The following is a 13,911-nucleotide window of genomic DNA, read 5'->3' on the forward strand; positions in this document are numbered from 1 at the left end:
ATGATCACTTTTTTAAACGTTAAAAGCTTGGTTAATATCTGCCACTAAATCATCACTATTTTCAATCCCTGTTGATATCCGTAAAACCTTGTCAGTTAGGCCGTATTGTGCCCGTAATTCAGTTGGGATATCCGCATGCGTTTGTGTTTCTGGGTAAGTAATTAAACTTTCTACCCCACCTAAACTCTCTGCAAAAGTAAAAATCTTCAAGCTGTTCAAGGCATCGCGAATAATTCCAGCGTCTTTCACTGCGAACGATACCATACCCCCGCGTCCTGAGTAATACACTTTCTCAATTGCTGGGTGGTTTTCTAAAGCTTCTACTAAGGATTTGGCGTTCTTTTCATGTTGTTGCAAGCGAACTGCCAAGGTTTTTAGTCCACGCATGATCAACCAACAGGCAAAAGGATCTAAAGTTGCCCCTGTTGTATTCAATTGGAAGGCTAATTTTTCATTGATATCTTGACCCTTGCTGGCTACTAAACCACCTAAGACATCATTGTGACCACCAATATATTTCGTTGCTGAATGGATGACAACATCCGCCCCTTCTTCAAGTGGGCGTTGGATGAGTGGTGTGTAGAAAGTATTGTCTACAACAACTACAGCGCCAACTGCATGGGCACGTTTAGAAATTTCCGCAATATCAAATTCCACCATCATTGGATTAGTTGGTGTTTCGATGAAGACTAATTTCGGTCCTTTTTCAATTTCAGCGTACACTTCATCTTCTGTTAAACAGTAAGAGAAGTTGTAGAAGCCCTTTTCCTCCATGTGATGGAAGTAACGGTATGAGCCACCATATAAATCTTGTAGGGTAACGACTGTATCACCATGTGATAATAAGCCTTCAATAACTAATTGAATAGCTGCCATACCTGATGACGTAGCAAACCCTTGTTCCCCATTCTCCAAAACTGCAATTGCTTCTTGCAAGACGTCACGAGTTGGGTTGGCCGTACGCGTATAGTCGTAACCAGTGGATTCACCTAGGCCTGGGTGTTTATAGGCTGTTGAGAAGTATAGTGGCGTGTTAATCGCACCATAAGCCTTGTCACTACGGTTACCAATTTGTGCAAGCAAAGTTTCAATATGTCGTTCTGTCATCGTCATTACCGTCCTTCTATTAAAATTCAATTAAATTCTGTTATCGCTTTTACCAATCATAACATGGTTTAAATGATTAAAATTTATGGATATTAGAACGGTGTTGTTCGCTAAAAACGAACACAATCAAGTTGTTGATTGGGCGACATTTTCCCACAGCAAAAAGGACCATCAACCATTAAGCTGATAGCCCTTCCGCCAATAAGAATATTGGATTATTTAAAATCTACGTATACGATAACGCCATTCGCGTCTTTGGCTGTTACATGATTTGCTTCTTCAGCAACTACACGACCGTTAGCTTTTAATTTCGCTACGATGTTATTGTATAATTCTTGGTTATGGTAAGTTAATGTGTACGCTGCTAAACCATTTTGGTCTTCAGCGTATGGTACCATGGCTTCTGCACCCCAAGCGTTTACGGCGATGTGGTGGTGGTAGTCAGAGTATGAAGTGAAGTGGACATTATTCGTGAAGCCCATTTGCTCTTCTAAGACCATTTCATCTGTTAAGAAACCGAAGAAGTCTTCTACTTTAGCTGATGATAAGTGTAAGTGACCGATGATTGTCCCTTCAGCGAAGAATGCTTGCGGCTCGTCAGATGAACGGCTAGCTAATACGCCTTCAGCATCCATTGGTTCAGTTACACCAGTTACCCCACCGTTTGGATCATGTGTCCATTGGTCAGCAGTACGGTCAGCGTAGATTTCAATACCGTTGTCTTCTGGATCTTGTAAGTATAAGGCTTCTGAGTAAGAGTGGTCTGAAGCACCTGATAATTGTGTTTGGTTTAATAACATACGGTATAAAACGTCACCTAAAGCGGCACGAGAAGGTAACAACCAAGCTGTGTGGAATAGACCATTTTTCGGACCAGTGATTAATTTGTAGTCTGCTTTACCGTCTAAGATTAATTGCGGTGCATCTTGCCCTTTGAAACCTAATTCAACGATACCTTCAGTTTCTTCATCTTTTAAGATTTCTAAACCGATCACTTCGTTGTAGTAGCGTTTCATTTTGTTTAAGTTTTTTACGCGGTAAGTAACTGTTGAGATTGTAACATCATTAAAAAACTGTTTTTCCATTTTATATTTCCACCTTTTATTTTGCTTATATATACGAATTGAGTTTGCTTCAACTATTATCATTAAATTTTGATTTAACAACTTACTTTTTTAAAAAAATACTTACTAAAAGTAAGTTAACGTACAGTATACCTCATTTTGTCTCATAGGTAAACACGCTTGCTTCATGCTTCTCATAATTTTTTTGGTATCCCGAATAAAAAAGCCAAAACTTTACTAATTTTAATGAAATGCTATACCAAATGATTTATAATAAAAGTGGAATATAAGAAGAAATGGAGTGAATGTGAATGTTTGAATGGTTTGCAACTGCCAACCCGATTTTACAAGCTACGCTGGCCGGCGTCTTTACTTGGTTGATGACGACCTTAGGTTCAGCATTGGTATTTTTCTTTAATGAAATTAACCGTCGTGTATTGGATATTATGAATGGATTTGCTGCTGGGGTTATGATCGCCGCAAGTTTCTGGTCACTTCTTGCCCCATCAATTGAATATGCAGAGGCAGGTGGGTGGGGCCGTTTTGCCTTTGTACCAGCCTTAATTGGTTTTATCGTAGGGGGACTTTTCCTACGTTTGATCGATTACATCACCCCCCATTTACATATGGGACAAAATAAAATGGATGCTGAAGGACCTAAGACCAAGTTGCCAGCAACAACCTTGTTATTCTTAGCCGTAACCATCCACAACATCCCCGAAGGTCTATCTGTTGGGGTAGCATACGGGGCCAACGAATTTAATGCTGCAAGTCTGGCTTCTGCCTTGGGATTAACCATGGGGATTGGGCTACAAAACTTCCCTGAAGGGGCAGCCTTATCTATGCCAATCCGCGCAGAAGGTGCCAGCAAATGGCGTGCCTTCCGGTTGGGTCAAGCATCTGCCCTAGTAGAAATCGTCGGTGCCGTTTTAGGCGCTTTACTGGTTTCTCAAGTGACTGTTATCTTACCTTATGCACTAGCCTTTGCAGCAGGTGCCATGATCTTCGTTTGTGTGGAACAACTGATTCCAGAATCACAATCGCATGGTAACTCAGATATCGCCACCGTCGCCCTACTTATTGGCTTTGGTGTCATGATGACCCTAGACGTTGCTTTAGGTTAAATCCCTTGCAAAACTCTTTGTAAAAAAACTATTGCGATAAAACCCATCAACCAGACGCAAACAGCGTACACCAGGTAGATGGGTTATTTTTTTTATATTTAAGACAGGTATTTTGAAAAAATGATTGTCTGTTAGAATTTTACATCCGCGTCTTGCATGGCTTTTTGAATGTAAGCTGCCGACTCATGCAATTTTGCCTCTTCCCAAGCATTCAAACTAACGGGTAGTCGTTTTTCCACGCCATTAACCCCAATAATACAGGGCATTGATAGGGCAACGTTACCGTTATAGCCGTATTCGCCCCGTAAGGTGGTGCAGGCTGGGTAGACACTACGTTCATCAAGAACAACGGCCTTAGCCATCGTAACCGCTGCTTGAGCAACACCCGCATTGGTCCAACCCTTGCCATTAAAGACATCATAAGCTGCAGAAACCACATTCTTCTTGATATCTTCAGGACTTGATAGGTCAACTTGTGGGTCGCGGTCAAAGTATTGGTCTAGTTCTTCGTAAGCTACTCCTTGAATATTCAATTTACTCAAGACTGGGAAGGCGGTAGCCCCGTGTTCCCCCATCATATAGCCGACGACTGATTTAGGGTCAACGTCGTAAGCGTTGGCGAAAACATTACGCAAGCGAGCTGAATCGAGCATAGTTCCTGTTCCAAAAATCTTCCCTTCAGGATAGTCAAACTCATTTTCTGCGATATATAAAATGGTGTCTAGCGGGTTGGTAATCACAATGATAATGGCCTCTTTGGTGTGCTCAACGATGTTCTCCATTACGTCACGAATGGTTTTTGAAGTGATTTCCGCTAGGGTTGCCCGGTCCGGTTCGGCAGTTGGGTTATTGGGATCAGGTTTCATAGAATTCCCGGCCGCAATTACGATAGTATCCGCATCATCTGTTTGCTCGTAACCACCGTGGGTCACTTTAATATTGTTCATGTAAGTTAAAGCTCGGGCCTGCTCTTGATCGACCGCTTCACCGCGCGCGATATTTTCATCGATATCAATGACGCCAATTTCACCAAAAACGCCAGCCTTCATGGCATCCGCCAATACGTAAGAACCTACGTGACCAACACCCACAACTACTAATTTATTTGTTTTCATCCCATTGCCTCCGTCTCTCTAATTCCTTTTTAATTATTATAACGCAGTTGTCAGGAAAAATCATTAACCGGACTGAGGATAGGAAGCAGTCTATAACCTTGCCACCAAGACGCAAAAAAGAAGCCAGGAATTCGTATTCCCAGCCCCTCATGTTAGTTAGCTCGTTTTTCATACTCAATCGCTCGAGCAAAGCTATTGAGTTCAAAACCATTATTTTATGACTAATACATGTGATTTGACGTTACGTACTACGTATTCAGATACGGATCCCATCATGGCACGTTCAATTGCGCCTTTACCAGTTGCACCTACAATCACAAGGTCTGCTTTGGCTGTATCTGCGAACTCTACAATACCGTATCTTGCGTCGCCTTTGATGATTTCAATGGTTACATTTTCAAGGCCAGCTTCTTTGGCTTCTGCTTTATAAGATTCTAAGACGCTTAAGGCATCCGCCCGCATGTCGTCATATAATCGCATAGAGGCATCCGGATTACCGAAACGCACAAAGTCGTCTAGCACATTCAACACGATCAACTCAGAATCATTTTGCTTGGCGATAGATACTGCTTCTTTAAAAGCACGGTATGAAGCGTCTGATCCATCTACTGGAATTAAAATTTTTTTATATTCTGCTACTGACATGATAATCCCTCCTCATTGGTGCTTGTGTTCCTTCCCATCTTATTTCACAACTAGTACTGGGATTTTAGATAGTCGTACTGTGTACTCTGCCACAGACCCGACTAGGGCACGTGTTACAGCGCCTTTACCAGTTGCACCAATTACAACTAATTGGTATTCACCTTCATTAGCAATTTTGGCTACTTCACGTCTTGGGTTCCCAAAAGAGGTGAAGGTACGAATGTTGTTGAAATTACGGGTTTTACCGTAATCTTCATATTTTTCAAGGGTTTCTAGGGTACGTTTTTTCATCTCGTTGATATCTGTTTCAGATACCCGCAAGTCACTAAACACATAGTCATCGGCAATTACTGATAAGACATCTACAGTAGCATTTGAGCGCATGGCAATCTCAACTGCATCTCGAAAGGCTGCTTTACTGTTGTCCGAGTCATCTACTGGCACCAATATACGTTGGATGTTATCAAGAATCATTTTCGTTACCTCCCTTACTTTCTTTCCATATAAAGTATAACACAAAAATGGAACCGCTTACAAAATTAAGGTCTTTATATTTCAAGAAAAACAATTAGCCTCTTTTCTCTAACCAATGCTTGAACCTTACGCCAGTATGTTATTCAAATCGAAGCCAAGCAAAAAGACTACGACATTTTGCCACAGTCTTTTGGGTTTCTATGCTTATAAGTCTTGTAATGATGTGAAAGCTAAGTCCTCTGCTGTTAAGCCTTTTAAGAAGGCTACGGTGACGTCCACAGTGTCTTGGAAGTCTTGATAGGCAGATATTAGGTAATGAGTATGTGCATAACGAGTTGGCATACCTAGTGTAATTACTGATACCCCATTATTTGCAGTATGGATTGAACCAGCGTTTGTACCACCACCATCGCGGACGGCTTGTTGGATTGTGATGCCCGCATCTTCACTAGCTTTTAAAAATAGACCGTTTAAATGGTCAGAAGCGATATAAGTTGAATCGCGATACCGTAATTGGGGTCCTTGTTTCACGCGTCCTTGGCCAAGTGTAGCTGATTTTGCGTAATCGTCTGAAGGCGTTCCCTCAAAAACGATGGCCACTTGTGGATCAATGCGGTTTGTTGTGACTTTAGCCCCTCTTAAACCAACTTCTTCTTGAGTGGCAAAGGCGCCAACAAGATTGAATGGTAAGTTTTTCACGCCTTCAGGTCCTAATTCATTGAAGACAGCGATGTTTGCAGCTACACCAAGACGGTTGTCAAAGGCTTTACCAATCATCATGCCATTCTTTTCGTTGACCTGAAATTTGGTTGCGGGTACGACGGGTTGGCCAACTGTAATACCGAAATCGTTGATCACTTCTTCTCTTGAAGTGGCACCTACGTCTAGTTTCAAGTCTGGTAAGGCTACTGGTTTGGCCTTCTCTTCTGCAGTCATGAAATGGATGGGTTTACTTGTGGCAACAGCTGGTACATAGCTTTCATTATCATTGGTTCTAACCATGAATAACTGCGACTGGGCAGAGGCTGCCGTCCAACCACCTAAAGCTTGCATCAACAATAAACCATTTTCGTCGATGGCTTGCACCATAAACCCGACTTCATCCATATGGGAGTCTAACATAATCGTTGGTTTGTTGGGGTCCATGTCAGTAAAGTTCATGTATAGGTTTTTCATTGCATCGGCTTGTAAGCTAAAATCGCCTTTGTTGGCTTTCACTACATCGATTACTTGGTCTTCATATCCTGGCGCCCCGTAAGCATTCGACACGTCTTCTAGCAATTTAATATATTTCATTTTGCACCTCTTTACACTTTCTAATGTAACCATTTTACCGATATTTATTGGAAAATGAAAGCGAGTGCCCTTCAAAGGAAAAAGCCCCCTATCTTTGCTAGCTAGCAAAGACAGGGTTGGCCCTTATTCAATCTTTATTTGTCTGCATTAATGTGGTCGTATTTCGCCGGGTTTTCGTTGAATTTCTTCACGACATATGGGCATAGGGCTTTAATTTTGCGGCCTTTTGCTTCTGAGTCGGCAACTAGGTGATCGACAAGTTGCGCAGCGACACCTTGTCCGCGTAAACTTGGATCCGTCCATGTGTGTGTTGCGACGATGACATTGTCTTCCTTTGGTTGATACTCGATTTCAGCAATACGTTTGTCGCCTGCTTCGTTAAAAATGGCAAATCCATTGGTGACTTCTTGAATTTCGTATCCCATATATTCCCTCCTCAACTTGTGTGACGCTTTATTACCTTAATTATATCAAAATCTAGGGACAATAGCTCAAAATTAGCCTTGGTTGACCTTATTTTCATTTACTCGGTATAATGAAGTGAACTTAAATGGTAGGCAACTGTTTTACAAAAAAGGAGTGGCAATATGGGCTTATTTTCAGGATTATTTGGTAATGCTTCAGAAGCGGATAAGGAGCGAGTTTCTGAGGCTTTGGAGAAGGTACTCATTCCCGGTGAATCAATTGAATTATCTTACAACATCTTGCGAGACTTAGTCGTATTCACATCATATCGATTAATTTTAATGGATAAACAAGGGATTACCGGTAAGAAACGAGACTTCATGAGTGTACCTTACAAGTCAATTTCACGCTTTTCAGTAGAAACTGTGGGGAATTTTGATGTGGATGCTGAAGTAGATATTTACTTATCTGGTAACGACCAACCAACGATCGCCCTACAATTTAGAGGTGGTGACGTGGTATATGATGTACAGCGCGCCCTAGCAGCAGCCGTATTACTGTAAGAATTTAGACGAATTTTATGAGAGGTGACCGTATAATGGTCAGCTCTTTTTTGTATTGTACTTGTAAAGCAGTTGATAACTGCCGGTTCAGCATCCGGTGACCATTTTGACAAAAAAATAACCCCCTAAAGCTAGATTTTTGGTCTAACTTTAGAGGATCCCATTCAACAAACGATGCTGCCTAACTGTTGGCTTTTAGGCTTGTTGATGATTTGGTATTTTTTATTGATCCATATTTTGATGTTTAGCTATTAACGGCTAGCACCGAGATACAAAGGATCACCTCCTTAAGGCGGGACAGCTTTTGAATGCATCATCCGGTTAACAAACGCAAGGTTAACACTGTGTTGTTTGATAGCGATCATACATCTTTTCATTTTATCTTTCCTCCTAAAGGTGTGAAAATCCATAAAAAAATAGCGTCAGACACTAAGGTCAAACGCTAGGATTTTTAATAGATATTTTCATTGTAGTCGGTGTAAGAACTGTAGCTTCAAGGGCACAAGGGCACGCAGAACCGTTAGCTGGTAACTGATTCAGTAGTGCATTCCAAGTGTTATACAATAGATTCGTCATTTTATACCTCACAAAGTTGGCAAATGGATTGAATTCAATTGGCTGATTTTTTTTGCTACAATTTTACACTTTCATCATAGCATGACCAATTTTTGCTTGTCCAATAATTATACTTTAAAAATAATGAGAAAAATGTTCGGCTTTTGCTCATACTTGATTGGCAAAGGGATTTTGTTGATATATAATAAAGCAGTATGCCACAAAGGCGCAAGAGAATTTTGAAGGGACGATTATTTATGTCTAGAGCAGTAGGTACTGTTGTAAGAGGGTTACGTGCCCCAATTATTAAAGAGAACGATGACCTAGCTGGTATCGTTGTAGATACTGTCTTAAACGCGGCCAAAGAAGATGGTTATGAAGTTCGTAACCACGATATCGTAACGGTTACAGAGTCAATTCTAGCTCGTGCACAAGGAAACTTTGCTGAATTAGAGGCTGTTGTAAAAGATATCCAACGTCAAACAAAGAGCGAAACGATTGGTATCGTTAACCCAATCCTTAGCCGTAACCGTTTCTACGCCATCTTAAAAGGTATCGCTATGTCAGCGAAAAAAATCGTGATTCAATTAAGCTACCCTTCTGATGAAGTGGGTAACCGTTTAATTTCACGTGATGAATTAGAAGCATCTGGTTTAAACCCATACACTGACGTTTTAACAGAAGCTGAATTCCGTAGCCACTTCCCAAACTTGGCGCATGAGTTTACAGGCGAAGACTACGTTGCTTTATACAAAAAATGCGTGGAAGAAACTGGTGCTGAGTGTGAAATTATTTTCGCAAACCACCCACAAACCATTTTAGACTACGTAGATACAGTTGTAATCGCTGATATCCACGACCGTAAATACACACGCCGTACTTTAGAAAAACATGGTGCTAAAGAAATCATTGGTTTAGACCAAATCTTAAACCAATCAATCGACGGTTCTGGTTACAATGAAGACTTCGGTTTATTAGGCGCTAACCTTTCTGGTAACGACAGCTTGAAACTATTCCCTCGTGAGGCACAAGCATTCGTTGAAGACGTTCAAAAACGTTTATTAGAAGCAACTGGTAAAGCTGTTGAAGTAATGGTTTACGGTGACGGTGCTTTCCAAGATCCAGTTGGCCATATCTGGGAGTTAGCTGACCCTGTTGTATCACCTGGTTTCACTAAAGGTTTATCTGGTACACCAGACGAAATCAAAATCAAATACGTTGCAGACAACCAGTTCGGTGACTTATCTGGTGAAGAATTAACAGAAGCGATGCGTGCTTACATCAAAGACCATGACAAAATCGATGAAGCTGGACATAACACATCATTAGGTACAACACCGCGTAACATCACTGACTTAGTTGGGTCATTATCTGACTTAACTTCAGGTTCAGGAGACAAAGGTACGCCGTTTATCTATATCCAAGGCTACTTTGACAAATATTCTGACTAATAACAGGATCTGAATGACACCGTTCAGCTCAAAAACGATAACGTAAATAGGCAAAGTGACGGCACATCATGAAGGCTATTTGCGAAGCGGACTTGAGCTGGTCGCACGAACTCAACTTCAGGGTGTGAGTTTCGGCGCTAAGTCTGGTCCCCACTCTTAATCAGATAATAACTTTAACTATTAGGGACACGACCATGCTTGTGTCCCTTTTTTGCGTACGCAAAAAAATAACCAGCCGTTGGGAGGACAGCTGGTTAAAATTGTCATCTTTCATTTGGGAGGAGAAAGATTTATGAAGAAAAGTTTGGTTTGTTTATTGGGTATGCTTATATAATAGGCGATACTTTTGAAGATATGATGAAATTGTCAGCAAATTTTGTGACAAATATGTGATAAAAGTTTTAACAATTTCTAAAGGCAAGATTTTACCGTAAAGAAAGGCCTATGACTTTCATATCATAGACCTTCTTGAAAATAGTTACTATTTTGAGCAGGTACTCACACCTTGTAGTCGAGTGCGCTTCGCACCTTCAATTGGGCTTGCTTTGGCAGTCTGGCCTCCACTTCAGACTAGTTTGCATCACACTTTCTGTGATACAGCACTAGTCTTCCAGTGCTACCTAAGCGCAAAGCTCGCACCTTTTTTTAATGTGTTTTGCCGCCGACGATCTTCATGTCTTCTTTGCCGTCAAAGTCCACAATGGCTGCGATGGCTGCTTCGATTCCGCGAACGATGTCTTCCAAGGCCATAGATGGCGTGTTTGGACGGTTTGTGACTTGTTCTGGTAGGAATGGAATGTGCATGAAACCGGCTTTGATGTTAGGATACTCTTTATTGGTTAAGTATAGCGAATGGTACATAATATGGTTGCAAACAAAAGTACCTGCCGTATTAGACACTTCCGCTGGCACGCTAGCGTCTTTCATGTAAGTAACCATTGCCTTAATTGGCAACTGGCTAAAGTAAGCTGGTTGCCCGTCTTCTTTTATAGGTTCGTCAATTGGTTGTTTACCTTCGTTATCTGGAATACGCGCGTCATCTTCATTGATGGCTACACGTTCAGGTGTTAAGGCAAATCGTCCGCCCGCTTGACCGATATTCAAAATATAGTCAGGTTGGTGCTCTTCAATTGCTCTTTTTTCTACTTCTGCACTTTTATTAAAAACAGTTGGAATTTCTAATTTGATAATTTCCGCACCCTTGATTTCTTCCGGCAAACGTTTCACTGCCTCAATCGCTGGGTTAATCGTATCATCACCAAATGGATCGAATCCTGTTACTAAAATTTTCATTTTTATACCTCCTAGAATGCCCAAGTATACATTAATACAATGTGAACAACAATTAAAGCAATAGCAATTGGTGCTTGTCGTTTAATGACACCATACTCACTCTTCATTTCTAATAGTGCCACTGGTAAAGCATTGAAATTACCCGCCATAGGTGTTAATAATGTCCCGCAATAACCAGCAGTCATCGCTAAAGCACCAGCAATCGCTGGGTTAGCACCTTGCATAATCACAAAAGGAATACCGATACCCGCTGTAATAACTGTAAAAGCAGCAAATGCATTCCCCATAATCATTGTAAATACAACCATCGCGATAACGTACATTGTTGCACCTAAAAATTGGTTTCCTTCAGGTACTAAGTTTCCAAAGATTGACGTTACTATTTCGCCAACCCCCGCATTAACGAAGATTACGCCTAGTGCAGCCAATAATTGTGGCAAAATAGCAGTTGATCCAACTTGTTGTACATTTCGATTAGATTCATGTAAAACTTGTTGGAAGGGTGCACGGAAAATAGCCATCGCAAGCACTAATGCAACAATTGCCCCGATACCAATAGCACCCGCACCTGAAGCCGGCACAAACTGCGCAAGCGCTAATGCTGTAATCGCCATAACAATAACAGGTACAAACACAAGGTTTCCAAAACGGTCTGCACCAGCTTCTGCACGCTCCTCGTCTTGCTCAAATTTACCTGTTACAAAGTGTTTAACCAAGGTAATAATTGCCAATAATAAGACTAAGGCACCAGAAATAATTGCGGGTAACCATTTTCCTAAGGCAAACAAGATAGCTAGGTCAAACCAGAATAAAGCCGTCCCAATCCGTTTATCTTGGTCAGACCGTAAAACTTTATAACTAGTAAAGGCGAACTGCAAGCCGATTAAAATATAGAAGAATTCTAGTAAGTTTGTAAAGAACATTTCCACCTTACTTACCTCCCTTACTGTATTTACGGTTCATTTTTTGATCAAATGCATAGTTATAAACTGCTGTTAGAATAAATGCAATAATGGCAACTGGAATTGATGCACGCGCCACATCGATTGCCATCACTTCATACCCTAGAGAATCTAACGTTCCAGCAATCAATAAGGTACCTGCACTGGCCACAAAGGTATTTTGCGCATAAAAATTCCCAAAGTTATCCATAGCAGCAGATTGTGCTTTAATTTCTTCTTTTGTGGCATCATCAATTTCACCATTTTTTGAAATAGCTGCCGCTTCTGCCATAGGTTGTACTAATGGTCGTACAAATTGTGGGTGTCCTACGATACGAATTGATAAGAATCCAGCTAATTCACGTAAGAATAAGTATAAAGTCAAGAATGAACCCGTTGTCATCCCTTTAACATTGTTAATCAATCGTACTGCTTGATTTTTCAAACCAAACGTTTCAGCTAATCCAACCATGGGTAGGGTTAAAATGAAAATTGTCACCAACCGATTATTCACAAAACCTTCTCCAAGCATCACTAAGAAGTCCGTAACCGAAATGCCCGATACTAAAGCTGTCGCTAGTCCTGCGATTACGACAACCGCAATGGTATCTAGCTTCATTGCAAACCCAATAATTATGATTAGAATACCAATCAACGGTAAATAATACATTATTTCCACTCCTTTTTTATCATCAATCCTAATATCTTTCTATTTTATCATTTTCTTGCAATAATTTGTAAAAACTCACAAACTAATTTTGTACCTATATATGAAAAAAAAGCGGATAAGTACTGTTTATCCGCCAGTCTTCACTATCATATGCGATTTTTGTCTTTCACATTATCTTTGTTCTATATTTGCTGATAATGCACAATCTGACTTACGACACTATCCTTCTTATGACTGGCAAACACAAAAAACATAGAAAAGTATGTGAATGTTCCCTGTTTATCCACGATTTTTCCATGCAGAGCTGCTTCCTTCCCATGGGATAAAATTTGAAAGACTTCTATAGATGAAATATCCGTCACCCTAATTGCGCTAGATAATACTTGGTCTCTACCAGTTAATACTAAATCGTTATAAGGCGCCTTATATACCACCTCATCTACCATTAGTGACCCATCGTATACTAACCCCTTCGCATATAAATTCATCGCTAAATCGCGGGCAATTCTTCGCTTAGGTGCATTATCACATGCTAGGTCTCCTATCAAGAAAAAGGGCAAATCAGGTAAATCGGATGACACTAAACTGAAAGATAAACCTAACTCAAGCAAACTCTTTTCCAATATTTCAATTGCCTTAGGGCCCACACCATGCAGATAAGCCAGATTCGATTTTGTTACACTCGATAACTGTTCAATTTGATCAATCCCAACCGTCGCCAACGCATTAGTTGCTGGCTTACCAATTTTTGGTAAATCTGTCATTCAAATACCTCCTAAAGCGATCAGTTTAATATTCACATACAAAAATTCCTAGAATTGCTATTTTAGTATCATTAGAAGGTAACTTTTGTAATTGTATGATTTTTAACACTTATTTATTGAGCTCTTTACTCATAAAAACATCCATCCAAGGGTGATGGCTTTCCGCATCTAATTTTTCATATAGTTTAATGGCTTAATGGCCGCCTTCTCAATCGGCCGCCCTAATACCATAAATTTTATACTTCTCCCTACATTATTCTTTCTAAATATACAAAAAACCGTTAGCTTAAACAAGTGTCTAAGCTAACGGTTTTATTTTGCATGGCAACGTCCTAGTCTCACAGGGGGCAACCCCCAACTACATTCGGCGCTAAGAAGCTTAACTTCTGTGTTCGAGATGGGAACAGGTGTGTCCTTCTTGCCATCATTACCACACAATATTTA

Annotated in this window: 14 protein-coding genes and 1 rRNA gene; 3 read left to right on the forward strand and 12 right to left on the reverse strand. The window is 40.6% G+C overall.

Annotation, left to right across the window (positions count from 1 at the left end; translation table 11 throughout):
* Window positions 1–12 precede the first annotated feature (12 nt).
* A complete protein-coding gene (locus tag ACUW85_RS08875) occupies window positions 13–1,113 on the reverse strand; it encodes an aminotransferase class V-fold PLP-dependent enzyme (RefSeq protein ID WP_048729426.1) in 1,101 nt (366 codons plus the stop codon).
* Between the two features lie 209 nt (window positions 1,114–1,322).
* On the reverse strand, window positions 1,323–2,192 hold the full coding sequence (locus ACUW85_RS08880) for a VOC family protein (RefSeq protein ID WP_182023608.1): 870 nt from the start codon (window positions 2,190–2,192) through the stop codon (window positions 1,323–1,325).
* Window positions 2,193–2,482: 290 nt separating this feature from the next.
* Here ACUW85_RS08880 and ACUW85_RS08885 point away from each other — a divergent pair, with 290 nt between their 5' ends.
* Entirely contained in the window at window positions 2,483–3,295 is an 813-nt protein-coding gene (locus ACUW85_RS08885; protein WP_182023607.1) for a ZIP family metal transporter, read from the forward strand.
* 131 nt (window positions 3,296–3,426) lie between these two features.
* Here ACUW85_RS08885 and ACUW85_RS08890 read toward each other — a convergent pair whose 3' ends face one another.
* From ACUW85_RS08890 to ACUW85_RS08910, 5 genes are all read right to left on the reverse strand, one after another.
* Window positions 3,427–4,410, reverse strand: a complete 984-nt coding sequence (locus ACUW85_RS08890) for a lactate/malate family dehydrogenase (RefSeq protein WP_149255822.1) — start codon at window positions 4,408–4,410, stop codon at window positions 3,427–3,429.
* Window positions 4,411–4,620: 210 nt separating this feature from the next.
* Window positions 4,621–5,055 carry a universal stress protein gene (locus tag ACUW85_RS08895; RefSeq protein WP_149255820.1) on the reverse strand — a complete coding sequence of 145 codons (435 nt, stop codon included), beginning with the start codon at window positions 5,053–5,055 and terminating at the stop codon, window positions 4,621–4,623.
* A 39-nt stretch (window positions 5,056–5,094) separates the two neighbouring features.
* Window positions 5,095–5,529: a universal stress protein gene (locus ACUW85_RS08900; protein ID WP_069285476.1), complete on the reverse strand. Its 435-nt coding sequence runs from the start codon at window positions 5,527–5,529 to the stop codon at window positions 5,095–5,097.
* 204 nt (window positions 5,530–5,733) lie between these two features.
* Window positions 5,734–6,825, reverse strand: coding sequence for a M42 family metallopeptidase (locus ACUW85_RS08905; protein ID WP_182023606.1), 1,092 nt, complete (start codon window positions 6,823–6,825; stop codon window positions 5,734–5,736).
* Window positions 6,826–6,959: 134 nt separating this feature from the next.
* Window positions 6,960–7,250 carry a GNAT family N-acetyltransferase gene (locus ACUW85_RS08910; protein ID WP_154837385.1) on the reverse strand — a complete coding sequence of 97 codons (291 nt, stop codon included), beginning with the start codon at window positions 7,248–7,250 and terminating at the stop codon, window positions 6,960–6,962.
* Between the two features lie 162 nt (window positions 7,251–7,412).
* Here ACUW85_RS08910 and ACUW85_RS08915 point away from each other — a divergent pair, with 162 nt between their 5' ends.
* The gene (locus tag ACUW85_RS08915; protein WP_003143637.1) at window positions 7,413–7,793 is read left to right on the forward strand and encodes a PH domain-containing protein; all 381 of its coding nucleotides are present in this window, start codon (window positions 7,413–7,415) and stop codon (window positions 7,791–7,793) included.
* Window positions 7,794–8,605: 812 nt separating this feature from the next.
* Complete coding sequence (locus tag ACUW85_RS08920) at window positions 8,606–9,799, forward strand: coenzyme F420-0:L-glutamate ligase (protein ID WP_048729436.1); 1,194 nt, start codon at window positions 8,606–8,608, stop codon at window positions 9,797–9,799.
* Window positions 9,800–10,444: 645 nt separating this feature from the next.
* On the opposite strand, the gene pcp is transcribed toward ACUW85_RS08920, so the two are convergent.
* The 5 genes from pcp to rrf form a co-directional block, all read right to left on the reverse strand.
* Entirely contained in the window at window positions 10,445–11,092 is a 648-nt protein-coding gene (gene pcp / locus ACUW85_RS08925) for a pyroglutamyl-peptidase I (RefSeq protein ID WP_048729438.1), read from the reverse strand.
* A gap of 11 nt (window positions 11,093–11,103) precedes the next feature.
* Complete coding sequence (locus ACUW85_RS08930; protein ID WP_378103113.1) at window positions 11,104–12,021, reverse strand: DUF979 domain-containing protein; 918 nt, start codon at window positions 12,019–12,021, stop codon at window positions 11,104–11,106.
* A 1-nt stretch (window position 12,022) separates the two neighbouring features.
* Window positions 12,023–12,703, reverse strand: coding sequence for a DUF969 domain-containing protein (locus ACUW85_RS08935; protein WP_048729441.1), 681 nt, complete (start codon window positions 12,701–12,703; stop codon window positions 12,023–12,025).
* Window positions 12,704–12,885: 182 nt separating this feature from the next.
* Window positions 12,886–13,467, reverse strand: a complete 582-nt coding sequence (locus ACUW85_RS08940; RefSeq protein WP_048729442.1) for a helix-hairpin-helix domain-containing protein — start codon at window positions 13,465–13,467, stop codon at window positions 12,886–12,888.
* 319 nt (window positions 13,468–13,786) lie between these two features.
* A 5S ribosomal RNA gene (rrf, locus tag ACUW85_RS08945) occupies window positions 13,787–13,902 on the reverse strand.
* Between the last annotated feature and the right edge of the window lie 9 nt (window positions 13,903–13,911).

It is taken from the genome of Aerococcus sp. 150760013-2, from assembly GCF_053627715.1.